Below are 25,872 nucleotides of genomic sequence, written 5' to 3' on the forward strand. Positions count from 1 at the left end.
AAAAGCCCGGCTGCGCAGCCGGGCTTTTTTGTGGGGTTGTCATCGGGAATAACCCAAACGATCAACCCTGTTTTTTGGGGTGCCCGGCTTTTTCGATGGCTTCCTGCACTTCAGGGGGCACATAGTTCTCATCGTGTTTGGCCAGAACTTCATCGGCTTCCACCAAGGTGCCACCAATCAGTTTGCCATGGGCGATGATGCCCTGCCCTTCGCGAAACAAGTCCGGCAGGATACCCGCATAACGCACCGTGATCTGCTGGGCGTTGTCGGTGAGATCAAAGCTGACTTCCAGCTCCTCACCCCGTTTCACACTGCCGGGTACCACCAGGCCACCCACGCGAATACGACGTTCCAGGGGCGCCTTGCCTTCGGCGATTTCCGTGGGGGTAAAGAACAGGTTGATGTTCTCCCGCAACGCGAAGGTAATCAATCCGGTCGCCGATGCCACCGCCACCAGGACACCCAAGACAATGACCAGCCGTTGTTTGCGTTTAGGATTCATGATTCCAACTGCTCCCGTTTAGCTTTGCGTTTGATTGCTTCCACCAGCCCTTTGCGCCGCAGCAAGGGGGCGACGATGTTGGCCAGTACCACCACCAGCGTGATGCCGTAAGCCGACCACACGTAAGGGCCGTGTTTGCCCATGGCAATAAAGTCAGCGAAGGTTTCAAATTCCATCAGCAGGCTCCCACCAGTTTCTTCACCCAATTGCTGCGCTGCTCCCGCAGCAACACTTCGCAGCGCGTGGACAGGATCACCATCACGGCAAACAGACAATAAAATCCGGCAATACAGGCCAACAGGGTGAACAGCATTTCAGGATCGATGGCCGAGCTGGTCATTTTGATGGAGGCCGGCTGATGCAGGGTATTCCACCACTCTACCGAATACTTGATGATGGGCAAATTGACCGCCCCTACGATGCTTAGCACCGCCGTCGCGCGGGCCGCCGACTGGGCATTTTCGATGGCCGCGTTCAGCGCCATAACCCCCAGGTACAGAAACAGCAGAATCAGCATGGAGGTCAGCCGGGCATCCCACACCCACCAGGTGCCCCAGGTGGGCTTACCCCAGATGGACCCGGTCACCAGGCAGATGAAGGCAAAGGAGGCACCGATGGGCGCCACCGACTTGGCCACCATCTCGGCCATCTTCATGCGCCAAACCAGCACCACTACCCCGGCCACCGCCATCAGCATATAGCCGGACATGGCGATGCTGGCGGCCGGCACATGGATGTAGATCACCCGATAGCTGTTGCCCTGGTATTTTTCCGGCGGGGCAAATCCCAGCCCGTAGATCAGTCCGGGGATCAGTAACAACACCGACAGGGCCACCAGCCAAGGCAGCATCCGCCCGCTGATGTCGTAGAAATACTTGGGGGACCCCAATTTGTGATAAAGCCTTTTCAGGTATTCGAACACAGGAACCTCAAATTCATGTTCACACTACTGGCTGGTGACACTGATGCGCAACGCAGCACCAATAGCAAAAGGTGCGAAGGTAAGCGCCAACACCAAAAACGCGGCCAGGTACGCCAACTGCCCCGCGTAAGGCAAGGTCATGGCGGCGGCCTCCACCGCGCTGGTACCGAAGATCAGGACCGGTATGTACAACGGCAATGCAATCACAGCCACCAGCACACCACCCTTGCGCAAACCCACCGTCAGGGCTGCGCCGATGGCACTGATCATACTCAACACCGGCGTACCCAATAACAGACTGTACAGGGTCACCCACACTGTGTCTCGGTCCATATACAGCATCACGCTGAGAATGGGCGCCACCAGAATCAGCGGGATGGCGGTCACTAACCAGTGCGCAATGACCTTGCCGAATGCCAGCACGAACAAGGGTTGCGGGCTCAACAGCGCCAGCTCCAGTGAGCCGTCGTCAAAATCCTGCCGGAACAGGCTGTCCACCGATAACAGCGTGGACAACAGGGCGGCAATCCAGATCACACCCGGGCCGATCTTCTGCAAGGTGGACGGCTCCGGGCCAATGCCCAGGGGAAACAGGGCAATCACCATGACGAAGAAAAACAACGGGTTCACCATGTCCGACCGTTGACGGAAGGCAATCTTCAGATCCCGCTTCATGATGGCCATCATACCGGACCACATGGAGGGGACTTCCACCGCCCGCAGCGGTTGAGACACTATTGGATCTGCCAAGTTCCCCTCCCCAGGCCCAATTGCAGTTTGCGGATGGTGGGCAAGTCCAACGCGTGGTGTGTGGTGATCAGGACCGAGCCGCCGCGACCGGCATGCGCCTGAATCAGGCCTTCCAGTTGCGTCACGCCCTTGCGGTCAATGGCGGTGAAAGGTTCATCCAATACCCACAGATCCGCCGGTTCCACAAACAGCCGGGCCAGGGCCACCCGCCGCTTTTGGCCGGCGGAGAGGCTATAGACCGGTACATCTTCATAGCTATATAGACCCACGTTGCTGAGGGCCTGGTCGATGCGGTCATCAAGGCCAGGAGCATGCGGGGGAATGCCTTTGAGTTGCAGTATCCAGCGCAGGTTTTCCCGCGCAGAGAGGGAGAATTTGACTCCGGTCAGATGACCGAAATAGAGTGTGTCACGGCGAAATTCGCTGTCCACCCGCCGCCGCGCCGCGCCCTGCCAGAGAATGTTGCCGCTGAAATCATCAGACAGGCCACAGAGTATCCGCAGCAAGGTGGTTTTGCCGCTGCCGTTGGGGCCTTCTATCTGCACGACCTCGCCGGGCTGGAGCGCGAAATCCAGATCGCGGATCAGGACCCGATCATCCCGCTCACAAAACAGTTTCACCGTCTGCAAAAGTGCTGTCGCCACAAACCCAGCCTAATTATTCTTGGTTAGAGTATTTAAAGCGGCCCATTATAACCAAACTTTGTACGGCTTGCCGTCCTGTATTTCATCCCCTACCATTGGCCTCCCTTTTTCAGAATACGTTTCAGGTTTCAGGATAAGATCCAGGAATCAAGGTTCCGGCCCGAAGTTCTGATCCCACCCATTCTGGTTCACCCCATGGATATTGATGCGCTTCATTTGCTCCTGCTGATTGGCTCCGGCGTTGCCGCCGGCTTTGTGAATACCATTGCCGGGGGTGGCTCCATCTTTACTTTGCCGGCGCTGATCTTGCTGGGGATGCCGGCGGACGTGGCCAATGGCACCAACCGGGTGGGCGTGCTGCTGCAATCCCTGACCGCGGTCAGGGGCTTTGATCGCCATAACAAACTGGATCGCGATGCCGTTGCGCCCATCGTCTTGCCCACTATCGTCGGAGCCTTGCTGGGCTCGGCCATTGCCTCGGTCATTCCGGTGGAGATCCTGAAACCGGTGCTGCTGGGCACCATGATGGCGATGACCCTGTTTATCGTGCTGAAGCCTGGCTCCATCCCCGATTCTGACGAGCCGGTGTATTCCCTGCAGGAGCGCCCCGCCGCCATCGCCTGGCTGTTCTTCGCAGGCCTCTACGGGGGCTTTGTGCAGGCGGGGGTCGGCTTTATCCTGTTGACGGCACTGGCAGGGGTATTACGCTATGACCTGCTGCGGGCCAACGCCCTGAAAATGATGTGCACCCTGGTCTTCAGCCTGGTGGCGCTGGGAGTCTTCATTTATCAGGATCAGGTACTCTGGATTCCCGGCCTGATTGTGGGCCTGGGCTCCATTGTGGGGGTTCAATTGAGCGTGAAATTTGCCATCAGCGCCCGCCAGCAGACCCTGAAATGGATTCTGCTGGGGATGGCCATGCTGGTGTGTGTGGCGGCCCTGCTGAAATAACAGGGTGCCCGCGCTGCGTCGATCCGAACTATACTTGGCAGCATGAATACGCGCTTTACACTGAATCCATGATCAATTTGCCCGGCTTGCCGGCCGCCGGCTCCCAAACGGTGGCGGAGGTTCGCTCGGCCGCGGATCTGGCCCGCCAGCAGGTAAGCCAGACCATCCAGGCGGTGGTGCAGGAAGCCCGCCTGGTAGCGGAAGTCGGTGCCAATGGCAGGCCGGTGTACGAAATATTGCTGCGGGCCAATGCGGCACCGGGCACAGCGCCGCCGTTGGCTGCGGAAGCGGCGCCCCCCCCCGCAAGCCAGGCGTCGCTTAACCCGGCATCTACAACCCAAGCGCCACTAACCCAAACCCCTCTAACCCAGATCACTGCCCAGGCCATCCAGGCCCTGCGTCAGGGTCAGTCTCTGCTGATCAAAACACAGGGGGAAATCCCCCTGACAGTGGGCAGCCAGTTACTGGCCTCCGTAACACCCAACACTGGGGTGGTGATCCACCGCATTCTGCCGGCACTGGTGGCAGCCAGCCTCAGCCAGGCCTTGCGGGAATGGGTGCCACAACAACAGAGCCTGGCGCCCCTGTTCCAAGCCCTGGAGCAAACAGCGAATCAGGCTGGCGCCAACCGGGCTGTGTCTGTGCAAGCCTTGGCTGCGTCCCTGCTGCAACAGCTGCCCACACCGGAACAACTGCGCAACGCCGATCAGGTGCGCCAGGCCATCCACAACAGCGGGCTGTTTCTGGAAAACAAAATTCGCCAGGCGGTACAACAGAACTCCGTGGCAAGCAGCAGCGCCGCCAACCACCGAACGTCGGCCAACCCATCCGCTGCGGCCCCCCCACCCGGCGCGGCCCCCCCACCTGGCGCGGCACTGCTGGACAGTTTGAAACAGGCCTCCCAACACCTGAGGAACGTGGTCAGCCGCCAGGACTCCGGTAGCGCTAACGCATCAGAGGCACCCCCCCCCAAAACCCCGCCGCTGGCATTGAATCGGGTCGTGCAAGGGGATATAAAACACCTGCTGCAACAGCTGCAAGTCAAACTGGAGCAGGCCCAGAATACCCTGAAGGCCGAAGCAGCCCCCAACACCCCCCAGCCAGGCTCAGCGCTGGACAAAGCGCTGCCGATCGACGCCAAATTAGCGCCGACGCCAGCAGACAGCAAACCCGGTCAACCGCCCCAGCCGGGCCAACCACAGGATGCCCGCAACCGCCCTGTGGAAGGCCGCACCGGAGAGCCCACACGCACTGACCCGCTGCACAACACACAGCGCGCAGCGACCAATCGACTGCAGGGCTACCGTAGTATTCAAGGCAGTGGTCTTCAAGGTAGTGGCTTCCAAGGCAGTGTGCCGGGAGACGGCACCCGCTCCACGCTGGAGACCTACATTCTGCCGCCGCTGCCCGGCAATATCGTGTTACAACCACAAGCGCGCAGCAAGCTGTCGGCCAGCGGTGATATGGCCGATGCTCTGGTATCGGTTCTGTTAAAACAGGTGAAAGGCGCCATCAGTCGAATCAACCTGCATCAGGTGGCATCGCAACCCCGCAGCCAGGACCCGGCCGCGCCTCAGCCACTGCTCAGTTTCGAGCTCCCCATTCTGCACCAGAATCAGGTGCAGATTTTTCAGTTTCGGATTGAGGAAGAACCAAGCCGGGATGAACAGGAAGCCAAAACCCTGGGCAAACGTTGGGTGGTGCAAATGGCGTTTGATGTGGAGGGACTGGGGCCCATGCTGTGTCAGATCAGCATGCTGGGGCACAGTGCCTCGGTATCGTTCTGGGCGGAATGGGAGCGCACCCTGGAACACACCCGCCGCCATTTTGATTACCTGCAAACGGTGCTCACGGAAATGGGTTTGCGAGTGGAGAAACTGCAGGGCCACCTGGGCCTTCCCAAATCCGAGCAAGCCATCCTGCACAATCAACTGGTGGACATCCGCACATGAGCGAACATCATCCCAACCAGGCGGTGGCTCTCACCTATGACGGCAAGAGCGCTCCCTTCATCAGCGCTTCCGGTGGCAGCGAGCTGGCGGAGGAAATCATCCGCATCGCCCGGGAGCATGAGGTTCCCATCTATGAGAACCCCCAGTTGGTGGACATCCTGGCGCGCCTGGAAGTAGGTGATGAAATACCAGAACTGCTGTATCGCACCATCGCCGAAATTATTGCGTTTGTGTACATGCTGAAAGGGAAAACCCCGGCTGGATTCGATACGGACACAAGCCCCCACAACCACGTGCTCAACGGCCCCGATACACCTACAGACACCACGCCCTGAGGGACTACCGATCTCTCATCGATCAACACCACTATTCATCGATGCCATCAGTCCCCATAAAAAAAAGCGGCTTTCCCGAGGGAAAACCGCTTTTAATGCGAGCACCAGGCTATACGAGCACTTGGTTGTACGAGCGTTGGTTATACGAATCCAATACGGTGATACAGGCCTACTGAATGACGCTGTCCACCTGTACACTACGACCGGCCATTTTCAGTTCAACCGGAAAGTCTGCCGCCATCCAGGAATAAAACCCTTCCCGGAAGTAATACACCTTACTGTAGCCCCAGTTGGAGGCGAAGTAGCTGGCCATGGCACTGCTGACATTGAGCGGGCTGCTGGTGTAAAACACGATGGGCGTGGAACGATCCAGCTCTTTGGAAATGTACAGCACGGCAAATTCGCTGGCGTTGAAATCCAGGTTCACCGAGCCCTGAATATGGCCCAGGCTCCAGGACTGCGCATCCCGAACATCAATGAACACCGCGCCATCATCAAACAGGGTTTTGGCCTGTTCCAGATCCACCGTTTCTGCACCGTTCACAGCTTCCGGCGCTTCCGCCATGGCGACCACTGAGCACAATAAAAACGCCAGACTACCCACTACTTTCGCAAAATGCTTCATACGATTACACCCGGACAGGCTCTTGAAAACTCTTTATGAGTATAGGTGTGGGGGGTGTGGCGAGTTGGAATATTTGGCTCTAAGAATAGGGAAATCTATTCGCAAGACTTTGAATTTTATAGAACTATTTTAAGCAAAGCGCCAGAAAGAAAGACACAACGAAGGCACTTAGGGTTTTTTCGCGGGCTGCTTGCTTACCAGTGCCATTAATTTGGCTTCAGAGCGCGAAGGAGACTCCTCCTCCACCGGCTCCATATCCCTGCCTTTCAAAACCCGATCCGCCTGCCGGCGAAACAGATGTTCACTGCTCTGGTTGGTGATGTCTTCCTGGCGGTCCAAAGCCTGGTTCAGGCGCTTTTCAGCGTTCATCAGTCGTTGTCCAATACCGACCGAACCGGTGTTCAGAAATTCGATTTTACTTTCCAGGCTTTTCAATCGGTTCTCCAGGGCTTGCTTCTCTTGCAGCAATTGCCCTTGGCTGTGCTTCATTTTTTGCACTTGCAACAACAGAAACACCATGCCGGTGGTCAACAGCACCGCAATCAAAACCCCTAACCAGAACTGATCTATGTACATAGCAGCCTCACTAGAATCCCATGGCCATGCCCACACCACCACTGGCGTTGTCGATCATGCGCTCCAGGTCGATCAATATCAGCAACTCTTCATGCTTATTACACACCCCGGTGATGAACTTGGATGTCTCCTCGTTCCCCACGTTGGGGGCCTTTTCAATTTCGGACTCATTGAGATAAGTGACTTCCGCGACGCTGTCCACCAGCATGCCGATCACCTGTTTATCCACCTCGACGATCACAATGCGGGTGTTGTTGTCGATGTCGCCGGAACTCAGCCCAAACCGGATACGGGTATCAATGACCGTGACCACGTTACCCCGCAGATTGATGATTCCCAGCACAAAATACGGCGCACCGGGCACCGGGGTGATCTCGGTGTAGCGCAGCACCTCACGGATCTGCATCACGTTCACACCATAGATCTCATCGCCCAATCGAAACGTACCCCATTGTGTTACCTGGTCATCGGAGGCAGCTTCCGCTCTGGCCATAATCAGGACTCCTGCAGTCTTTCCTTAACGTCAAATTTCTATCGCAACAGGCCGCAATTGAGAAAAATGCAGCTTGCATGCCAATTACCCTTGATCAGATGGCTTCCAGTTCCGCCCACTCGTCGTCCGTGAGCAGCTTATCCAGCTCCAGCAGGATCAACAGTTCGCCATCCTTGTGGCAAACGCCCTGGATGTAGCGGGCGCTTTCATCGTTACCCACATTGGGAGAGCTGTCGATTTCCGACTGGCGCAGGTAAACCACCTCCGCCACGCTGTCCACCAGGATGCCGATCACGTGACCATTGGCTTCAATGATCACAATACGCGTGTTGTCGGTGATCTCCCCTTTGGGCAGACCGAATCGCAGGCGGGTATCGATCACCGTCACCACATTGCCGCGCAGGTTGATGATGCCCAGTACATGGTACGAGCCCCCTGGCACGGGGGCGATGTCCGTAAAACGGAGCACCTCTTGCACCTGCATTACGTTGATGCCATAGGTTTCCCCCGCCAGTTGGAAGGTGACCCATTGGATGACGGGATCGTCGCTGGAACGGGATTGTGCTGTATTTGCCATAGTTATATGCCACTCGATTTTGATGACACTTCGGCCAGTTTAACTGGTTGTTTTATAACTATAGAACAGGGGAACGGGCACGCCAGTTTTTAGCGCGGGGAAAAATCGGGTGAGATCGTGATCAACGCAGGGTTAAGTGCCCTGCTCTGCCTGGTTGATGATGTGCTGAAAGCCATCGGTGTCCACCAGGGAGCACATATAATCCAGCACGGTGCCCGCCAGCCAGGGCCGCTTGCCGCGCTGGGTTCGCCACTTTACCTGATCCGGTTCCAGGGTGACGGATTTTTCCACCTGGTGGCAGGCCAGCCCCCAGGCAAAACCATGAATGGTAATCACATAGGCCAACGACTCGCGGGAGGCCGGGTCGTGTCGCTCTGGCATCACGCATAAACCGGTATCCAGCACCTTGATGTTGCCAGCGCTTGGGGTCTGCAGAATGCCAATAAACCAGTCGTACTGTCCGGGCAAGGCGTTGAACCTGCGATCAATGGGGTGAATGGAACCCAACAGCACCAACGGTACCGCCAGTTTCAGCCCGTTCACGGTAAAAATCAGGCATTCAAAACGGGATTGCGCCCACTGGGGGCGTCCGTTTGGACACCAGGAATGTTGCTCCGCCGCGTCCTCCGCACCCCGATCCAAGACACTGTCCGTTTCCAGTCCGGCAATCAGCACCTCCGGCGCTGATTCGTCGCTAGCAGGCTCAACCTCGTTCGGCGGAGGTTCCTGGGGCACCGTTTCCTGGGGAGCAAGGTCATTGGGAATACGGTCTGTGACGGCAGGCTGACGGATTTCCGTTGCTTCAGGTTGCGGCGAAACCGGCTCCGATTCCGGCGCGGGGGTGGGTGCTCGCAAAAAAGACTCCGGCAACAACGACTCGGACAGCAATGCCGGTCGCTCGATCAGGGCAAGAGGCTTGGTTTCTTTCGATTGACGAACCGGGCGTGAAGTTGAGGGTGAAGTCGAAGGCGCAGCTGGAAATGCAGCCGGGGTGGATTGCACCGACTTTTTCTTATTGCGATCAAAACGCGCCACGTTATCCGGAATCACCAGCCCCAGCTCCGGTTGCACAGACACCGGCTGCCCTGCCGCCGGGTCGTGGAGCATCTCATCCAGATAACTGTAGATTTGCCGCTCTGTGTCGCTGATGGGCAAATCGTCTTGCTTTTCGTCGTTCATGTCTTTGCTACTGCGTTCGACCCAAGCATGCTCGATTCAGAAACCTTGCACCGGCCCAAATCAGGTTAGGAAGACAGCTCATGTTTCGGTGCCAACTGCGGTTCACGGTTCATTAGATATTTTAGCAGAGAGCTGTAGGCTGCCACGCCACGGCTGTTGGCATCGTAAGCGCTGGGGGGTTTACCCGCCTTGCTGGCATCACGAAACCGGGTATCTTCGGGGATGGCCGCCGGCCAGATGTGGCCGTCATAGGTTTGGCGCAGCAAACGCAGGCTGCCCACCGAGGCCTGAGTCCGCCGGTCAAACATGGTGGGCACCACCAGATAGGGCAGCTCCCGCTTCTGGGATTTCATCACCATCTGCAGCGTACGCATCATGCGCTCAAGCCCTTTGATGGCCAGAAATTCGGTCTGCACCGGTAACAGCAGCTGCTGGCAGGCTGCCAGGGCGTTGATCAGGAGCACCCCCAGGATGGGCGGGGTATCCATTAACACGTAGTCATAGTCATCCCACAGCCAGGCGATGGTTTTGGAGATCACCAGCCCGGCGCCGCCCTGACTGACCGCCTGACGCTCTAGCATCGCCAGCGACGTCGACGCCGGCAGAAAATCCAGACGCGGATAGCCGGTGCTGAGCACCAGCTCGCGCGGTAAATGGGCCGGCACATCACCTTTGTGCTGGAACAGTTGATACACCGACTTCGACATTTCATCCGGGTTGTACTGGAAATAGCTGGTGAGCGAGCCATGGGGGTCCAGATCGATCATCAACACCCGGTGCCCATTCTCCGCCAACAGGCCACCCAGGCCCACCACCGTTGTGGTCTTGCCGACGCCACCTTTCTGATTTGCCACTGCCCATACTTTCACGATGTCGACCTATTTTGCTGCTGCGCCCGGGGCAGAGAACAGTAAGCCTCCGTCCTGCAGGCGGATGATTCGCAAAGGTACTTCCGCCTCATCCCGCTGACGTCGGTCTTTGCTTTCGGTTTTGCCTGTACCCAGTTTGTAATCCTGCGGAGCCGTCGCCGGCGCAGCGCTGGATTCCGGTTCTGCTTTGGAAATCACCAGGGCAATCCGCCGATTGCGGGAGCGCCCCTCCTCAGTAGTGTTATCGGCCACCGGGTGATGTTCTCCATAGCCCACAGCCGCCAATTGACTGGAATTGACCCCCAGCTCTTCGAAGTAACGTACCACGCTGGCCGCCCGCGCGGCAGACAACTCCCAGTTGGATGGGAATTGTCGGGTTTCGATGGGGACGTTATCCGTATAGCCCTCCACGTGAATCGGGTTCAGCTTGTCTTTCAGAATGTCACTGACCCTGGCCAGGACCTCTTTTGCGCCGCTGGACAGCGTCGCGCTGCCACTGGGGTACAGTACGCTGGCCTTGATATTGACTTCGATCCATTCGTCGTTGCCGCGAATTTCCACTTCGTCATTCTGGATCTGCTGCTGCAGTTTGGTAGCCAGTTGATCCGTGATCCGGGACAGATGAGCGACTTCGTTGTCACGCATCTCACCCTGACGGGCCGCCCGGTTTTCCACATCGTCGAACAAGCCTTCCACACCGTATTTGAAATCTTCTTTACTGGGGTAATCCCCCGGCACCGGTAGCTTGATCAGTTGATCATTACTCTTGTAAACATCCTTATCCCCCACGGTCAGGGGGTCGAGGGTTTTAGGCTGGGCATTGAACACGCTCACCAGGGAATCGGACAGTACTTTGTACTTGCCTTCGTTGACTGAGGAGATGGAATACATCACCACAAAAAAAGCGAACAACAAGGTGATGAAGTCCGCATAGGAAATCACCCAGCGTTCGTGATTCTCAGGTTCCTCCAATTGCCTGCGCCGCATATCCCCTCCGGATTATTGATCCAGATACCCTTCGAGTTTCATTTCGATGGTACGTGGATTCTCTCCGTCAGCGATGGCAATCAAACCCTCGATGATCATCTCTCGCTGGCTGCTCTGGGCTTTGATGGTGGACTTCAACTTGGCGGCGATGGGCAGGAAGATCAGGTTGGCGGCACCCACCCCATAGATGGTGGCCACAAAGGCGGTGGCAATCCCCGCTCCCAGTTTGCTGGGGTCCGCCAGATTACCCATGACATGAATCAACCCCATCACCGCACCGATGATACCGATGGTGGGAGAGTATCCGCCCATGGCCTCGAAGACCTTGGCCGCATGCAGATCTCTGTCCTCCTGTGTGATCAGATCTACTTCCAGCACATTGCGGATGGATTCCGGCTCGCCGCCATCCACCAGCAACTGCAGCCCTTTACGGGCAAAGCGGTCGGTTTCGTTTTCAGTGATGGCCTCCAATCCCAGCAGGCCTTCCTTGCGGGCTGTCATGCTCCAGTTAATCACATGATCAATCTTTTCTTTCATGTTCACAGTGGGAGGAAAAAACACCCAACGCAATACTGTGAAAGAATGCCGGAACGTGGCCATCGGGGTTTGCAACATGGCAGCACCCAGAGTGCCGCCCAGCACAATCACTGCCGCCGGCCCATTGGCCAGGCCGGAAAGATGCCCTCCTTCCAGCGCATTACCTCCCACAATGGCCACAATGCCAATCAGGAGGCCAAGGAAACTTAATATATCCATAGTATCAGCGTAACTCGCCCAACAGGGTTCCCACGTCTTTTACGTCAATCACCGCATCCGACAGTCCTGCGGTTGCCACTGCCATGGGCATGCCGTAAACCACGCAACTCTGTTCGTTCTGGGTCCAGATGGTGGCCCCATTCCGCTTCAGCAATTTGCATCCTTCACGACCGTCACTGCCCATGCCTGTCAGCACCAATGCAAGAACCTTGCCTCTAATGGCGCGCGCCGCTGATCCAAAGGTGACATCCACGCTGGGACGATACTGAATTCGATCATCACCCTCGATAATCGACACCGACTGACCGCTTCCCTCCACCAGCATCTGTTTGCCACCGGGTGCCAGCAGTGCTGTGCCCGGGCGGATGAGGTCGTTATCTGCCGCTTCCTTCACATTAATCTTGCACAGGCGGTTTAATCTTTCCGCAAAGGCGGAAGTAAATGTCCCCGGCATATGCTGAACCAGCAACAGGGGAAACGGATAATTGGCCGGCAACGACATCAGAATATTCTGCAGTGCCACCGGGCCACCGGTGGATGCACCGATCAGAATAATGCGGGGCCGATCCCCCTGCAGGCTGTCCAATGGGGATTTACCGGTTCGCGCAGCGGGTTTGGAAACCGGGCTTTCTTTTGCGATCGACGCAGGGGTTCGCGCCGCAGCGGATGCAGGGGTGGATTTGGGTTTGGGTTTGGGGGCACTTGCTGCGCTTGGCGTTGTAGCCGGTGGCCGCGGCGCGGCGGCGGGAGTAGCCCGTCGCATCGTCGCACCACGGCGCGAAATCGCGAGCACCCGATCCTGCAACAGTTTGGCGCTGTCGCCCGGGTCACCGGACATGGATTCAAAACTTTTCGGCAGATAATCCAATGCGCCGGCTTCCAACGCATCGAGGGTGACGCGGGCACCTTCATAACTTAAAGACGAGAACATCAATATCGGCGTCGGCTGTTCCGACATGATCTGACGCACTGCAGAAATACCGTCCAACAACGGCATCTCATAGTCCATCGTAATCACATCCGGTTTGAGCTCTTTGACCTTCTCAACAGCCACCTTGCCGTTGTCCGCAAAGCCCACCACGTTCAAAGCCGGGTTCTTTTCCAGAATATCTTTTATTCTTCTGCGGAAAAATGCGGAGTCATCCACGACCAGCACGTTGGTTGGCATTCAACATCTCCAAAAACGGCAACGCCGTGCAATCCAGTACGATCAGACTCGTTGCGCGTAAGCTTTAAGCATACTGGGTATATCCAGAATCAAGGCAATACGGCCATCACCGGTGATCGTTGCGCCGGCCATGCCTGGGGTACCGTGCAGCATTTTACCCAGGGGTTTGATCACCACTTCTTCCTGGCCGATCAACTGATCCACCACAAACCCTACTTTTTGAGTGCCGACGCTGACAATCACCACGTGGGCTTCTGTGTCTTTGCCTTGCGCACCCCGAATCAACCAACGCTTAAGGTGGAAAAGAGGCAGCGCCTTTTCGCGCACCACCACCACTTCCTGGCCATCCACCACGTTGGTGCGGGACAGATCCAGATGAAAAATCTCGTTCACGTTCACCAACGGTAAGGCAAACGCCTGCGTGCCCAACATGACCATTAAGGTGGGCATGATGGCCAGGGTCAGCGGTACCTTGATGGCGATCCGGGTACCCACACCTTTTTCAGAGTGAACGTCGATGGTGCCATTGAGTTGGGTGATCTTGGTCTTGACCACGTCCATGCCCACACCCCGACCGGACACATCGGAAATCTGTTCCTTGGTAGAAAACCCGGGATGGAAGATCAGGTTAAAGGCTTCGGGATCACTCAGGCGATCCGCTGCTTCGGTGTCCATCAACCCTTTTTCCACCGCCTTGCGGCGCAACATGTCCGGGTCCATACCGCCACCATCGTCGGTGATGGAAAGCACGATGTGATCCCCTTCCTGCTCTGCGGCCAGGAACACTTTGCCCATGCGGGGTTTGCCCATCTGCTCACGCACGTCCGGGGCTTCGATACCGTGATCCACACTGTTGCGGACCAGGTGCACCAGAGGATCGGCCAGGGCTTCCACCAGATTCTTGTCCAGATCGGTTTCCTCACCCTCCAACTCCAGGGTGATTTCCTTCTTCAGGTTACGGGCCAGATCGCGGACCACCCGCGGGAAGCGCCCGAATACTTTCTTGATGGGCTGCATGCGGGTTTTCATTACCGCCGTTTGCAGGTCCCCGGTGACCACATCCAGGTTGGCCACGGCTTTCGCCAGATCTTCATCTGCCGTCCGCAATCCCAAGCGCACCAGGCGGTTACGCACCAGCACCAGCTCGCCCACCATATTCATGATGTCGTCCAGGCGTTTGGTATCCACCCGCACGGTGTTTTCAGCCGCCGCAGGGGCTTCTTTGCCGGGTACGGGTTTGGCAGGAGGCTTTTTCGCCGCAGGCGCTGCAGCAGCGGGTTTCGCTGCCGCTGCGGCCGGGCTGGGTGGCTGCGCCGCAGATTGAGGCGCAGCGGGTTTGGCCGCTGGCGCAGCAGGGGGGGCTTTCGCTGCACTGGGGGCCTGCTCCGCCGTGGCACCTTTTCCTGCGGTGGCGCCTTTCTCAGTAGTAGGACCTTTACCCTTGCCGTGCAACTCATCCAGCAGGGATTCAAATTCGTCGTCCGAAATCAGATCGGCACTGGCCGCCCCGGAAGCCGCCGCTTCATCACCGTCTTCAGAGGCTTTGGGAATGCCACCGTGCTTGCCCTTGCCGTGCAGTTCGTCCAGCAGAGATTCAAATTCGTCATCGGTAATTTCATCGGAGCCGCCGGTGGCAGCGGCGGCTGGAGCTGCCGGTTCCGCAGCCGGGGCAGCGCTGAATTTGCCCTTGCCATGAAGCTGATCCAGCAGCGCCTCAAATTCATCCTCCGTGATCTCATCGGAGCCACCGGATGCTGCGGCTTGAGCCACTTCCTCGTCCTCACCGAACAGGTCGACTCCACCACCGGCTTCCTGGGCGGCGGCCTGCTTCGGCGTGCCGGATTCATCCAGCGCATCCAGGAATTGTTCAAATTCCTCGTCGGTAATATCGCCCTTGGTTGCGGGTTGTTCGGGCTCCACTGCAGCTGCTTCCGCTGCAGGAGCCGGGGCTGCCGGTGCGTCACCCTCTAAAATGGCATGCAGGGCGGTCATCAGGGCCGGGTCGGCCGGGTCAGGATACTCGCGCCCATGCACCTGCTCAAACATGGAATTAACGGCATCCAATGCCTGCAGCACCACATCCATCAACTCGGCATTGATGGACAATTTACCGTTGCGCAGTAAATCAAAAATGTTTTCCGCTGCGTGGCAAAGATCCACCAGGGTGTCCAGCTGCAAAAAGCCAGCGCCGCCTTTTACCGTGTGAAAGCCGCGGAAAATGGCATTCAGGAGGTCAGCGTCATCCGGTCGGTTTTCCAGATCCACCAACTGCTCAGACAGCACTTCCAGTATTTCTCCGGCCTCAACCAGAAAATCCTGTAGTATCTCTTCGTCGCCATCGAAGCTCATGCCCTTACTCCTTTAAAACCCAAGACTGGACAGCAGGGCATCGACGTCGTCCTGATTGGATACGACGTCCTCCCGTGTCTCGGGGTTCATGATGGGTCCCTCGGGACCAATTTGTTCTTCTTTGCTTTCGGTTTTCTGGGGTTGGAGCTCGTGCTTGACGCCCGTAATCTGGTCGATGGTGCTGGCCATGGTCACCAGGTTCACCAGGTTGTCTTCCACTTCCTTCACCAGCTGAATGACCCGTTTGATCACTTGTCCGGTGAGGTCCTGGTAATCCTGGGCCAGCATGATGCTGGAAAGATTGGAATCAATGCGGCTGGATTCGTCCACCGCGGTACACAGAAAACCATCGATTTTCTTGCTTAATTGACGAAATTCATCGGCTGACATTTCGCGCCGCATCAGCCGATCCCATTCGCTTTTCAGATCCTGGGCGGTTTCCCGCAGATGAGCGGACACAGGCATGGTGTGCTCCACCATGTCCATGGTTTTGTTGGCGGCGTTCTCCGTCTTTTCGATGACGTAGTTCAACCGCTCAGAGGCATCCTGCATGCGGGACATCTCTTCCCGCATTTCACTGTTGCTGGTATCAATGGCGAAGTTCTTGATGGACTCATGCAGGCTACGGGTCAGCTTACCCACTTCCTGAAACAACACCTGATCCCGCTGCTGGTGCAAGGAGGATATGGTGCGCATCGCCTCTTTGGCGTCTCCATTTTCCAACTGTTCTACCAGGGTCTTGGCGTATTCCACCAAGTTGTCCTGATGGGCTTGCTCCGTCATGCTCATCTCACATCTGACTCTGGGAACGAAGGGTACTAGGCATCCACCCGTTCAAATATTTTCTCGATCTTCTCTTTCAATGCCTGGGCGGTGAAAGGTTTCACCACATAGCCATTCACACCCGCCTGCGCCGCCTCAATGATCTGCTCGCGCTTGGCCTCGGCGGTCACCATCAACACCGGCAGGCTCTGCAGCTTTTCGTCAGCCCGCACAGCCTTGAGAAGATCGATCCCGGTCATGCCGGGCATATTCCAATCCGTAATAAGAAAGTCAAAATCGGAGGATTTCAGTAATGGCAGAGCAGAACTCCCGTCATCGGCTTCCTGGGTATTGGTGAAACCCAGGTCCCGCAGCAGGTTCTTGATAATTCGTCTCATCGTGGAAAAGTCATCGACAATGAGAATTTTCATGTTCTTGTCCAAGGTTGCCTCCAATGAACCCAGTTCACTACTACTACGCAAACATCTGATTTATCTGGCTGTTGATAAACCCTCCCGAGAATTCGTCCGGCAGGCTGGACTTTCAACAGACCCTTTTGATTAAGTCTAGTAGCTGTTTTTATCTGATCCAGTTTTTGTCTGATAAGGCCTCTGTTCAGGCTTCAAAGCCACTCTTGCAGGCGCGAGCGCAACCGTTGAGCTGCTTGACTGTGGATCTGGCTGACCCGCGATTCGCTGACACCCAGCACCTGGCCTATTTCCTTGAGATTGAGCTCTTCGTCGTAGTACAGCGACAGTACCAACTGCTCCCGCTCCGGGAGCTGCTCAATGGCTCGGGCCAGGTGGGTGCGGAACACGCCGTTCTGAAGATTGTCGAGGGGGTTTTCCGCCTGCTGTTGCTGCAAACCAACGCTGATGTTCTCCTCGGTGGATTCCAGCTCATTCAGGCTGAATAGACGGGTGGCCATGCTGTCCTGCAGCATGACATGGTACTCCTCCAGCGAAACGCCGAGGCGCTCGGCAATATCACGGTCCCGGGCGTCGGCCCCGGTTTCATGCTCTATTTCGTGGATAACCTGTTGAATTCGTCTGGCATTCCGGTGCACGGAGCGGGGCGCCCACTCCCCTTTGCGCAGCTCATCCACCATGGCACCGCGAATGCGGATACCGGCATAGGTTTCAAAGCTGGCGCCCTTGCTGTTGTCATAGCGTTTGAGGGCATCCAGCAGACCGATCATGCCGGCCTGGTAGAGGTCTTCCACGGACACGCCGGACGGCATACGGGCAATCAGATGATGGGCGATGCGCTTCACCAACGGGGTGTGCTGCTCAACCAAAACATCCAATTGTGGCGCCGATTCGTCGTTGTACATAGCGTGTCGCTTCATGCCCAGCATGGGATACTCTGTTGTCCTATCGGGCAACCGCTCCTTGTACCAGCCGATCCACAAAGAACTCCAGGTGCCCCCTGGGCGTGGAAGGTAATGGCCAGCTGTCCACTTTATTGGCCAGGGAGCGGAAGGCCAGGGCCGCCTTGCTGCGGGGATAGGCCTCCACTACCGGCTTCTGTCGCATGACTGCCTTGCGCAGGTAGTCATCAAAGGGAATGCAGCCGGAGAATTGCAGGGCCACATCCAGAAATCGATCGGTGACTTTGGTCAGTTTGGAATAGATCTCCCGCCCTTCCTGTTGCGTACGCACCATGTTCGCCACCACGTTGAAACGGTACATGCCGTGCTTTTGATTCAGGATTTTCATCATGGCATAGGCATCCGTGATGGAGGTGGGCTCGTTGGTCACCACAAACAGGCTTTCCTGGGCAGCGGTGACAAAGCTCATCACCATCTCGGAAATTCCGGCGGCGGTGTCCACAATCAGCACATCCACGTCGTCGCTGAGTTCGCTGAAGGCGTGGATCAGGCCGGCGTGCTCCCGCGGGCCCATGCTCACCAGTTCCTGGGTACCGGATGAGGCGGGCACGATTTTCACCCCCGCCGGTCCTTCCACCAGAATATCCCGGATACTGCACTCCCCGCGCAACACGTGGGACAGATTCTCCCGGGCACTGATTCCCAACAGGATATCCAGATTGGCCAGACCCAGGTCGGCATCCAGAATCACCACCCGGCGCCCCATTTCTGCAAGACACACCCCCAGATTAATGGAGACATTACTCTTGCCCACTCCGCCTTTACCACCAGTGACGGCAATTACCTGTACGGGATGATTGCTCATAAACGTATTTCTATACACCTTGTTGTGTCTTCTTTATCCGTAGGCCAGATCCGATTCCGTTCCCGACATGGCGTCGTTGTACATATCTGCCACCAGATCCTCGTCCACGCGATATTCCTTCGCCAGTGCGATGGCGTGGTTGATCAGGCGGGTGGCGTTCGGGCGGGCGATGTCGTCCGGGATGTTCTGACCATCCGTGATATAGGCTATGGGTAGCTGCGACTCGATCGCAACACTTAAAGCCTCGCCCAAACTGGCGGATTCGTCCAGTTTTGTGAGGATACAACCCTCAAGATTCAGATGTTTATACTCATTGACCGCCCGATCCAGGATCCGGCGCTGACTGGTGGAGGACAGGACCAGCCAGCGTTGCACATTGGCCCCCATACTCTCAATCATAGCCATTTGTTCCTGATGTACCTGATCTTTATGACTTAAACCGGCCGTATCGATCAGTACCAGCTTCTTGCGGGACAGGGAGCGCAGCAAATGGTCCAGCCCGGCCTGGTCAGTTACCACCCGCACCGGCACCTTCAGAATGCGGCCCAACGTGCTCAACTGCTCATGTCCGGCGATGCGATAGCTGTCGGTGGTCACCAGCGCCAAATTTTCGGCGCCGTGTTCCAGCACAAAGCGGGTGGCGATTTTGGCGATGGTGGTGGTCTTGCCCACACCGGCGGGGCCCACAAAGGCGAATACCCCGCCGTGGGCCACGATATCCTCCGACATCAACGGCAGATCTTCACTCAACTCCAACAGGGCATCGCGCCAGGCGGATTTGATCTGTGCATCCGGTGCCAGGTTGCGAACCAGCTTACGGCACAAGGCGGGAGACAGCCCGAGGCGCGACAATTTTTTGAAGACCGAGGCCTCCATGGGATGCCGGTGGGAGAAGCTCCCCCAGGCCACGTTCGCCATCTGCACGTTGAGCATCTGGCGCAATTGATTGAGTTCACCCCGCATCGCTGCCAGCTCGCTATGACTTTGGGCAGGTGGCGTGACGGCCACCGGTGCCGCCGCTTGAGCTTGGTTCACCGCCGGCGCAGCTCTGGACGGTATCGGGGCTGCGACCGAGGCGGGCATGCCGGGCGCCTGACCGGGTGCCTGTCGCGACGCCTGCGAGCGCCCCTGCTGGCTCAGCTGCACATTCAGATCGGCGTCATCACCGTCATTAAGCTGCTGCAACCACAGATCATTGAATTTCTGATTGGCCTGCTCCCGTCGCTGCAACGCCTCCACCAGGCGGGCTTTATCTTCCGCCGAGGCCTCCCGTGCAGCGCGGGAATCCAGCAGTTTGGCCGGATCACCCTGGGCCGGCGCCCGCGCGCTGTCCGCCATAAAATCCGGAATATGGTTGTCACGGCGTTCACGGGCTTTGTGCTGCTCAACAAACTCGTCATAGTCCGCTGCCGCCACAATCTCAATCCCGTTTGCCACCTTGCGATTGGAAAGAATGACCGCGTCCGCTCCCAATGCCTCACGAACCAACTTCAAAGCCTGGCGCATATCGGCTGCAATGAATTTTTTTGTGTTCATGATTGTCTAGCCTCTCTGCTTCGACGGCTCTGCCAGTTTATTGGCCCACCGAAGCGGTAATGGTGATCTGTTTGTTGTCCGGTATCTCGTTATACGAGAGCACATTCAAGCCTTGAACACTGAACCGAAGGAACCGTGACAGCATCGGTCTGATGCCTGCGGATACCAGCAAAACTGCCGGGTTGCCAGCCAGTTCCTGTTTCTGAACAGCTTCTGAAACGGAACGCTGCAGTTTTTCCGCCAAGCCCGGTTCGATCACTGCGTCGCTGGCGGTACCGCCAGAATTCAGAGCCTGTTGTACTGCCTGTAGCAACAACTGTTCCAATTCAGGTTGCAAGGTAATCACCGGCAGCTCACGGCCCACGCCGTATATGGTCTGCACGATCATGCGGGAAAGCGCAACGCGGGCCGCGGACGTCAAAGCGTCAGCGTCTTGACTCTTGGGTGCCAGCTCCGCCAAAGCTTCGGCAATGGTACGGATGTCGCGGATGGGCACGTCTTCCTGCAACAGATTCTGCAATACCTTGTGCAGCTTGCTCAGGGGCAACGGATTCGGTACCAGGTTTTCCACCAGTTTGGGCGACGCTTTCTGCAGATTCTCCAACAGCTTTTGCACTTCCTCGAAGCCCAACAGCTCATGGGAATGCCGCAACATCACCTGGTTGATGTGGGTGGCCACCACTGTACTGGCATCCACCACCGTATAACCCATGGTCTGCGCCTGATCCCGTTGCCCCGGTTCGATCCAGACCGCATCCAGGCCAAACGCCGGGTCTTTGCATTCAATGCCGTTGATGGAACCGAACACCTGGCCGGGATTGATGGCCAGTTCCCGGTCCGCATGGATTTCGGCTTCATCAATGGCCACTCCCATCAGGGTAATGCGATAGGCATTGGGCAGCAGATCCAGGTTGTCGCGAATATGAACCGAGGGCATCAGAAAGCCCAGCTCCTGGGACAGTTTTTTGCGGACGCCTTTAATGCGCCCCAATAGCTGCCCGCCCTGGGCTTTGTCCACCAGCGGAATCAAACGATAGCCCACTTCCAAGCCGATGGAATCCACCGGCTGCACGTCATCCCAACCCAGTTCCTTGAACTCACTTTCACGTTGCGCGGCCATCTCCTCCATTTTGCGGGCGTCTTTTTCCTCTTCCTGATCCTGACCACCCTGGGCCAGTCGACGATAGTAAATCCAGTAAGCACCACCACCACACAGGGTGGCCAATCCCAGGAAAGCAAAATGCGGCATGCCGGGAATCACCCCCATTATGCCGAGAATCACCGCGGCGATGGCCAATGCCTGCGGTGACCCGAACATTTGCACCATCACCTGATTCCCCAGATCCTGGGAACTGTTGACCCGGGTTACGATGATCGCCGCCGCCGTGGACAGCAACAGGGAGGGAATCTGCGCCACCAGGCCGTCACCGATGGTGAGCAACGCATACACTTTCAGGGCCTCGGCAAAACCCAGGTTGTACTGCACCATGCCGATGGCCAGTCCGCCGATGATGTTGATCAACAGAATCAGAATGCCGGCGATGGCATCACCGCGCACAAACTTGCTGGCACCGTCCATGGCACCATAGAAGTCCGCCTCCTGGGACACTTCCGCCCGCCGTACCTTGGCCTCCTCCTGATCAATAATACCGGCGTTCAAATCCGCATCGATGGACATCTGTTTGCCGGGCATGGCGTCCAATGTGAAGCGCGCGCTTACCTCGGAAATACGCCCGGCACCCTTGGTCACCACCACGAAGTTGATGATCACCAGGATCAGGAACACCACCAGGCCCACGGCGTAATTACCGCCGATGACCACCTCACCAAAGGACTGAATCACCTTACCTGCGGCATCCCCACCTTCGTGGCCGCGCAACAACACCACCCGGGTGGAGGCCACGTTCAAGGCCAGACGCAACAACGTGGCAATCAACAGCACCGTCGGAAAAATGGCGAACTCCAGGGGCCGCATGGTGTACACCGACACCAGCAACACCACCAGGGCCAATGCGATATTGAATGTGAACAACACGTCCAGCAGGATGGACGGCATGGGCAGGGTCATCATGGCCATGATGATCAGCAGGAAGATGGGCGCGCCCCAGTTTCCCTGCTTCAGAATATTTCCGGTTTGAGATGCAACACCTGCTGCCATAACACCTTGATCCCGCAATAACGAAAAATTGACACCTTACGTGCTCTACAGGGGTATATCGCAAAGATCGTGCCCGAACGGGCAAACAATTGATGGGAAAGGTTATTCGTCTTTTCGGAGATCTTCCGGCACCGGGAAATCCGGCACCACTCCAGGGTTGGGCCCTTTGCCCTTCTGGAATTGCTGCAGCTGGAAAACATAGGCCAGCACCTGGGCCACCGCCAGGAACAGCCCCTGGGGGATCTCCCGCTCCAGCTCAGTGTGATAATAGATCGAACGCGCCAATGGTGGCGAATTGAGGATCATGACGTCGTTGGCCAGGGCCACTTTTTTGATTTGTAACGCCAGGTGATCCGCACCTTTGGCCACCACAATGGGCGCCAGCATTTTCTGGGGATCGTATTTCAGGGCCACCGCATAGTGAGTGGGGTTGGTGATCACCACATCCGCATCCGGTACGGCCGACATCATGCGACTTTGGGCAATCTCCCGCTGTTTCGAGCGCAGTTTGCTTTTTACCTCCGGCTTGCCTTCGGTGTCCTTGTACTCATCCTTCACTTCCTGCTTGGTCATCTTCAACTGTTTATTGTGTTGATAGACCTGGAACGGCACATCAATGGCCGCCACCACCAGCAACGTACAGGACAACAGGAACAGGGCCCAGGCCACGATGGAAATGCCCTCTGCCATCGCCTCATGGGGCGGTAAAAAGCCCAACGCCATAAACCGTTCGCGGTTGTGATCCAGAATCAGGATGGCCGCCGTCGACACCAGTCCGAATTTGGAAACCGCTTTCAGCACCTCCATCAGGGACTGCACGGAGAACATGCGCTTCAACCCGGTGAGCGGGTTCATCTTGCTGAACTTGGGTGCCAGCGCTTTGGTGGAAAAATTCATCCCCCCCACCATGGGAGGAATCAGCACCGCCGCCAGCAACACCGCAATGTAAAACGGCACCAGGGCGGCAAACGCGGTCTGAGCCGACAGAATCAGGGATTCCACCATCACATCCGGTGTCATCAGCGCATCCCGATCGAACTCATAGTTCATCTCAAACACCGATTGCGCAGCGTCAAACAACATCCGGCCGGACAGCATCAATCCGGCAGCGCCGAAAATCATGACGGCCACCCCACCCAACTCGCGGGAACGGGGTATCTGACCCTTTTCCCGGGCCTCCTGTAACTTTTTCTGGGTGGGTTCTTCCGAGCGTTCTTGCCCGTCTTCGTTCTCAGCCACCTATTGCACCATTTGCCGCAAAAAGTCGAAGGCATCTGCACTCAGGTGCTCATACTGAGGCAGAATATTGGAAAGCGTGAGCCAGATAATGATAAGCCCCATCACCATGGTGAAGGGAAATCCCACCGCGATGATGTTCATTTGCGGAGCCACCCTGCTGATTACGCCAAAGGACACATTCACCACCAGCAACGCGATGATGGAGGGCAGCGCCACCAACACGGCACCGGTGAACATCCAGCTGCCCAGGCGGGCAATTTCCAGATAATTATCCACCGGCAGCCCCAGCTGACCTATCGGCAGCTGCTCAAAACTGGTTCCGATCAGGTACATCACGGCCAGGTGGCCATTGAGGGCGAAAAACAGCAGGTTGACCGTCATCAGATACAACTGGCTGATGGCCGCCACACTGACCCCGTTCACCGGGTCCACCATCAGAGCAAAGCCAAGACCATTCTGCATGGCCACAATCTGGCCACCGACCACAAACACCTGGAACATGAGCTGCAACACGAACCCCATGGCCACGCCAATCAAAATTTGCTGCAGAATAATCAGGAAGGATTCGATGGACAGCAGCTCAATCATGGGCACCGGATCGATCATCGGCGCCACCACCAGGGTCACCCCTGCCGCCAACCCCAGGCGAATGCGGGCCGGTACCAACTGCGTGCTGAGAATGGGCATCGCCATGAAAAACGCCGCAATACGGCAGAAGGGCCAGGCATACTGGCCAATCCACTGGTACAGCTGCTCAATGCCGATTTCAAACATGCATCAACCCAGGAACGTGGGCATGTCCACCAGAATCTTCATGGCGAAGTCATGCACCAGGCCACCCAACCAGGGCCCCATGACCACCAGGGTGGTCAAGGTGATCAGCAGTCGCGGCAGAAAGCTAAGGGTTTGCTCGTTGATTTGCGTGGCCGCCTGGAACACCGACACCACCAACCCCACCACCAGGCTGGGAATGATGATCACCGACACCAGCACCATGGCGATGAACAACCCCTCGCGCATCAGATCCGACACCACTTCCGGCGACATAAGCTAACCTCAGAGCCCGAAACTGCCGGCCAGGGTGCCCACCACCATGGCCCAGCCATCAATAAACACAAACAACATAATCTTGAACGGCAGCGATACGATCATAGGCGACAACATCATCATACCCATGGCCATCAACACACTGGCCACCACCAGATCAATGATCAGAAATGGAATAAACAGCAGAAAACCGATCTGGAAGGCGGTTTTCAACTCGCTGGTGACGAACGCCGGAATCACGATGGTCATGGGCACCTGATCCAGGGAATCGAACTTCTGGTCATCCCCCGCCAACTCCACAAACAGGTTGAGATCCGTTTCCCGGGTTTGCGCCAACATGAACTGGCGCATGGGCACACTGGCGGTCTCCAGCGCTTCCAAGGCACCCATTTGCTCATTCATATAGGGCTGGATGGCCTGACTGTGAATCTGTTTAAACACCGGCGCCATCACAAACACCGTCAAAAACAGCGCCAGACCGATGAGGATCTGGTTGGAAGGCGTTTGCTGCAAACCAATCGCCTGCCGCAGAATCCCGAACACCACAATGATCCGGGTGAACGCTGTCATCATCATGATGATGGCGGGGATGAACGACAGCATGGTCATCAGGATGACCACCTGCAGCGTCACGGAGTAACTCTGGGAACCATCGTCGTTACTGGTCACGCTGAGCGCCGGCATGGAGAACGGATCGGCCGCCCAGCTCGGCGCCGACCACACCAACAAAGGCAGCGCCAGGAACAGTAGACGCAGCGCTCCCTTAATCATGTCCAGTCACTCCGGCTTTGAGCAATTTACTGATGCGGTCTGCGAATTCCGTACGCGGTGTGTTGGTCTGCGATTCCGATGCCAGCGCTTCCTCTTCTGTCTGTCCGGTTTTACCCAACTCTTTCAGCGCATTGATCTGGTGTGGAGTCACCCCCAGCAAAAGTTTTTCTCCCTCCACCTCCACCAGCACAATTTTCTCTTTTTGCCCAACGCTCATGGCGCTGATCAGGCGCATGTTGTTGTGACCGCCCGGTGCAGTAAAATTGAAGCGCTTACTGAGCCAGGCCAACAACAGGATGATGCCCAGCACCGCCGCCAGCCCCACCACCATGGTGCCCACGTCTCCCCCGCTTTTGGCTTCACCGTTGCTGACCAGTTCGTCTTTCAATCGAAACACCGGTGGCGCGGGTGTGTGCGCCGAGGCTTCTGACTCCGACGGGGCTTCCGGAACCGGTACCGACGCCATCGCCCCAGCGCCAAGACCGCAGGCCATCACAAACAGAATTACGATCAACGTTCTCATGGCTGG

The 25,872-nt window shown here is 57.0% G+C and carries 29 protein-coding genes; 3 read left to right on the forward strand and 26 right to left on the reverse strand.

Annotated elements, in window-relative coordinates; all coding sequences use genetic code 11:
* Positions 1 to 61: 61 nt before the first annotated feature.
* Genes ccmE through ccmA form a run of 5 tightly spaced genes read right to left on the reverse strand, consistent with a single transcriptional unit; the run spans position 62 to position 2,818 of the window.
* Positions 62 to 502, reverse strand: a complete 441-nt coding sequence (gene ccmE, locus D9N14_RS06150) for a cytochrome c maturation protein CcmE (RefSeq protein ID WP_290578062.1) — start codon at positions 500 to 502, stop codon at positions 62 to 64.
* Positions 499 to 678: a heme exporter protein CcmD gene (gene ccmD, locus D9N14_RS06155; RefSeq protein ID WP_290578064.1), complete on the reverse strand. Its 180-nt coding sequence runs from the start codon at positions 676 to 678 to the stop codon at positions 499 to 501. Before ccmD ends, ccmE begins: the two co-directional genes overlap by 4 nt.
* Positions 678 to 1,424 (reverse strand): heme ABC transporter permease, encoded by a 747-nt coding sequence (locus D9N14_RS06160; RefSeq protein WP_290578066.1) that lies wholly within the window; start codon positions 1,422 to 1,424, stop codon positions 678 to 680. Before D9N14_RS06160 ends, ccmD begins: the two co-directional genes overlap by 1 nt.
* A gap of 24 nt (positions 1,425 to 1,448) precedes the next feature.
* A complete protein-coding gene (ccmB, locus tag D9N14_RS06165) occupies positions 1,449 to 2,123 on the reverse strand; it encodes a heme exporter protein CcmB (RefSeq protein WP_317622583.1) in 675 nt (224 codons plus the stop codon).
* Positions 2,124 to 2,158: 35 nt separating this feature from the next.
* The gene (ccmA, locus tag D9N14_RS06170; protein ID WP_290578068.1) at positions 2,159 to 2,818 is read right to left on the reverse strand and encodes a cytochrome c biogenesis heme-transporting ATPase CcmA; all 660 of its coding nucleotides are present in this window, start codon (positions 2,816 to 2,818) and stop codon (positions 2,159 to 2,161) included.
* 195 nt (positions 2,819 to 3,013) lie between these two features.
* On the opposite strand from ccmA, the gene D9N14_RS06175 reads away from it, so the two are divergent.
* The 3 genes from D9N14_RS06175 (at position 3,014) to D9N14_RS06185 (ending at position 6,056) form a co-directional block, all read left to right on the forward strand.
* Positions 3,014 to 3,769, forward strand: coding sequence for a sulfite exporter TauE/SafE family protein (locus D9N14_RS06175; RefSeq protein WP_290578070.1), 756 nt, complete (start codon positions 3,014 to 3,016; stop codon positions 3,767 to 3,769).
* 68 nt (positions 3,770 to 3,837) lie between these two features.
* Entirely contained in the window at positions 3,838 to 5,721 is a 1,884-nt protein-coding gene (locus D9N14_RS06180) for a flagellar hook-length control protein FliK (protein WP_290578072.1), read from the forward strand.
* Positions 5,718 to 6,056: an EscU/YscU/HrcU family type III secretion system export apparatus switch protein gene (locus tag D9N14_RS06185; RefSeq protein WP_290578074.1), complete on the forward strand. Its 339-nt coding sequence runs from the start codon at positions 5,718 to 5,720 to the stop codon at positions 6,054 to 6,056. The genes D9N14_RS06180 and D9N14_RS06185 overlap by 4 nt, the downstream gene beginning before the upstream one ends.
* 169 nt (positions 6,057 to 6,225) lie before the next feature.
* Here D9N14_RS06185 and D9N14_RS06190 read toward each other — a convergent pair whose 3' ends face one another.
* The 21 genes from D9N14_RS06190 to fliO form a co-directional block, all read right to left on the reverse strand.
* Complete coding sequence (locus D9N14_RS06190) at positions 6,226 to 6,681, reverse strand: rhodanese-like domain-containing protein (protein ID WP_290578076.1); 456 nt, start codon at positions 6,679 to 6,681, stop codon at positions 6,226 to 6,228.
* Between the two features lie 168 nt (positions 6,682 to 6,849).
* Positions 6,850 to 7,257 carry a hypothetical protein gene (locus D9N14_RS06195; RefSeq protein WP_290578078.1) on the reverse strand — a complete coding sequence of 136 codons (408 nt, stop codon included), beginning with the start codon at positions 7,255 to 7,257 and terminating at the stop codon, positions 6,850 to 6,852.
* 10 nt (positions 7,258 to 7,267) lie between these two features.
* Positions 7,268 to 7,750 (reverse strand): chemotaxis protein CheW, encoded by a 483-nt coding sequence (locus D9N14_RS06200; RefSeq protein ID WP_290578080.1) that lies wholly within the window; start codon positions 7,748 to 7,750, stop codon positions 7,268 to 7,270.
* A 94-nt stretch (positions 7,751 to 7,844) separates the two neighbouring features.
* On the reverse strand, positions 7,845 to 8,327 hold the full coding sequence (locus D9N14_RS06205) for a chemotaxis protein CheW (protein ID WP_290578082.1): 483 nt from the start codon (positions 8,325 to 8,327) through the stop codon (positions 7,845 to 7,847).
* Positions 8,328 to 8,459: 132 nt separating this feature from the next.
* Positions 8,460 to 9,506 (reverse strand): chemotaxis protein CheW, encoded by a 1,047-nt coding sequence (locus D9N14_RS06210; protein ID WP_290578084.1) that lies wholly within the window; start codon positions 9,504 to 9,506, stop codon positions 8,460 to 8,462.
* 65 nt (positions 9,507 to 9,571) lie between these two features.
* Entirely contained in the window at positions 9,572 to 10,375 is an 804-nt protein-coding gene (locus tag D9N14_RS06215) for a ParA family protein (RefSeq protein ID WP_290578086.1), read from the reverse strand.
* A 9-nt stretch (positions 10,376 to 10,384) separates the two neighbouring features.
* A complete protein-coding gene (gene motD, locus D9N14_RS06220) occupies positions 10,385 to 11,362 on the reverse strand; it encodes a flagellar motor protein MotD (protein ID WP_290578088.1) in 978 nt (325 codons plus the stop codon).
* A gap of 12 nt (positions 11,363 to 11,374) precedes the next feature.
* Positions 11,375 to 12,118 (reverse strand): flagellar motor protein, encoded by a 744-nt coding sequence (locus D9N14_RS06225; RefSeq protein WP_290578090.1) that lies wholly within the window; start codon positions 12,116 to 12,118, stop codon positions 11,375 to 11,377.
* A gap of 4 nt (positions 12,119 to 12,122) precedes the next feature.
* Entirely contained in the window at positions 12,123 to 13,286 is a 1,164-nt protein-coding gene (locus D9N14_RS06230) for a chemotaxis response regulator protein-glutamate methylesterase (protein WP_290578092.1), read from the reverse strand.
* Between the two features lie 42 nt (positions 13,287 to 13,328).
* Entirely contained in the window at positions 13,329 to 15,635 is a 2,307-nt protein-coding gene (locus tag D9N14_RS06235; RefSeq protein ID WP_290578094.1) for a chemotaxis protein CheA, read from the reverse strand.
* Positions 15,636 to 15,647: 12 nt separating this feature from the next.
* Positions 15,648 to 16,418, reverse strand: coding sequence for a protein phosphatase CheZ (locus D9N14_RS06240; protein ID WP_290578096.1), 771 nt, complete (start codon positions 16,416 to 16,418; stop codon positions 15,648 to 15,650).
* 35 nt (positions 16,419 to 16,453) lie between these two features.
* A complete protein-coding gene (cheY, locus tag D9N14_RS06245) occupies positions 16,454 to 16,840 on the reverse strand; it encodes a chemotaxis response regulator CheY (protein WP_290578098.1) in 387 nt (128 codons plus the stop codon).
* A 179-nt stretch (positions 16,841 to 17,019) separates the two neighbouring features.
* On the reverse strand, positions 17,020 to 17,745 hold the full coding sequence (locus D9N14_RS06250) for an RNA polymerase sigma factor FliA (protein ID WP_411267924.1): 726 nt from the start codon (positions 17,743 to 17,745) through the stop codon (positions 17,020 to 17,022).
* A gap of 25 nt (positions 17,746 to 17,770) precedes the next feature.
* The gene (locus tag D9N14_RS06255; protein ID WP_290578105.1) at positions 17,771 to 18,592 is read right to left on the reverse strand and encodes a MinD/ParA family protein; all 822 of its coding nucleotides are present in this window, start codon (positions 18,590 to 18,592) and stop codon (positions 17,771 to 17,773) included.
* A gap of 33 nt (positions 18,593 to 18,625) precedes the next feature.
* Entirely contained in the window at positions 18,626 to 20,128 is a 1,503-nt protein-coding gene (gene flhF, locus D9N14_RS06260) for a flagellar biosynthesis protein FlhF (protein ID WP_290578107.1), read from the reverse strand.
* A gap of 37 nt (positions 20,129 to 20,165) precedes the next feature.
* Positions 20,166 to 22,286 (reverse strand): flagellar biosynthesis protein FlhA, encoded by a 2,121-nt coding sequence (gene flhA, locus D9N14_RS06265; RefSeq protein WP_290578109.1) that lies wholly within the window; start codon positions 22,284 to 22,286, stop codon positions 20,166 to 20,168.
* Positions 22,287 to 22,388: 102 nt separating this feature from the next.
* Positions 22,389 to 23,525 carry a flagellar biosynthesis protein FlhB gene (gene flhB, locus D9N14_RS06270; RefSeq protein ID WP_290578111.1) on the reverse strand — a complete coding sequence of 379 codons (1,137 nt, stop codon included), beginning with the start codon at positions 23,523 to 23,525 and terminating at the stop codon, positions 22,389 to 22,391.
* Positions 23,526 to 24,299 (reverse strand): flagellar biosynthetic protein FliR, encoded by a 774-nt coding sequence (gene fliR, locus D9N14_RS06275; RefSeq protein ID WP_290578113.1) that lies wholly within the window; start codon positions 24,297 to 24,299, stop codon positions 23,526 to 23,528.
* A 3-nt stretch (positions 24,300 to 24,302) separates the two neighbouring features.
* Positions 24,303 to 24,572, reverse strand: a complete 270-nt coding sequence (gene fliQ / locus D9N14_RS06280; RefSeq protein ID WP_290578115.1) for a flagellar biosynthesis protein FliQ — start codon at positions 24,570 to 24,572, stop codon at positions 24,303 to 24,305.
* Positions 24,573 to 24,581: 9 nt separating this feature from the next.
* Entirely contained in the window at positions 24,582 to 25,343 is a 762-nt protein-coding gene (gene fliP / locus D9N14_RS06285) for a flagellar type III secretion system pore protein FliP (protein WP_290578117.1), read from the reverse strand.
* The gene (gene fliO, locus D9N14_RS06290; protein ID WP_290578119.1) at positions 25,336 to 25,866 is read right to left on the reverse strand and encodes a flagellar biosynthetic protein FliO; all 531 of its coding nucleotides are present in this window, start codon (positions 25,864 to 25,866) and stop codon (positions 25,336 to 25,338) included. Before fliO ends, fliP begins: the two co-directional genes overlap by 8 nt.
* Positions 25,867 to 25,872: the final 6 nt, after the last annotated feature.

It is taken from the genome of Ketobacter sp. (assembly GCF_003671495.1).
Classification (GTDB): domain Bacteria; phylum Pseudomonadota; class Gammaproteobacteria; order Pseudomonadales; family Ketobacteraceae; genus Ketobacter.